The organism is Oleiphilus sp. HI0043, assembly GCF_001634935.1.
The window spans coordinates 1-759 of the sequence record NZ_LWEY01000527.1 but is presented as its reverse complement, the minus strand read 5'-3'; the positions used below and the strand labels follow the sequence as shown (position 1 = coordinate 759).

Here is a 759-nt window from a genome sequence, read left to right as displayed (position 1 = left end):
ATGTTTCAGATGTTCGATGAGCTGCCCATGAGTCAGCTTCTATCGATGATCGCTATTCTCCTTGTATTGGTATTCTTTATTACTTCTTCCGATTCAGGGTCTTTGGTCATTGATAGCATTACAGCAGGTGGCAAAATTGATGCGCCCGTACCCCAACGTATCTACTGGGCAACTATTGAAGGCGCAATCGCGGCTGCCTTGTTATGGATAGGAGGGACCGAAGCAATACAAGCGCTGCAAGCAGGTGCTATCTCTTCAGGGTTGCCATTTACCTTTGTGTTGCTTGCGATGTGCGTTAGTTTGTTGATGGGGCTCAGAACTGAGCCTAAGTATTACTCATAACACGATCACGTTTGCTTTGTTAAGGTTAGATTAAATACTTAATGAAGCAGACGTCCGCTTTTAGGGTAATAGTTTAGGCTAAGGATTGTTATCGTTTGTTTGTGCTTCTTCAGAGGGAGTCTGGGGTTTGTCTTTATTGTCGTCACTTAAATCTTGCAGAAGCTTGGCATAATCACTGGCAGTCTTACCGGTAATCACTTCAAGGCGACGAATTTTCTTGTCGAACTCATCTTTAACTTTTTTTAACTCGTTATGCAATTCAACAATGTCGTGTTCATTGTTATCGATATCGGACTTATACTTTTCGAGCTTTTTCAAGGTCGTCTCGAAAACCTTCAAGCCCTGTCGTTGGCGATTGGCTGCTTGTGCTTCTTCCTCAATAATGCCATTTTTACTGGCATCAATCTTAGTACGTTT

2 protein-coding genes are annotated in these 759 nt (G+C 42.6%); one reads left to right on the top strand and one right to left on the bottom strand.

Annotation, left to right across the window (positions count from 1 at the left end; translation table 11 throughout):
• The coding region (locus A3729_RS06520) for a BCCT family transporter (RefSeq protein ID WP_068633448.1) at window positions 1-342 on the top strand (342 nt) is incomplete at its 5' end.
• 78 nt (window positions 343-420) lie between these two features.
• Here the strand turns inward: A3729_RS06520 and A3729_RS32455 are convergent.
• A partial coding sequence (locus A3729_RS32455; RefSeq protein ID WP_197475630.1) for a hypothetical protein occupies window positions 421-759 on the bottom strand: 339 nt, incomplete at its 5' end.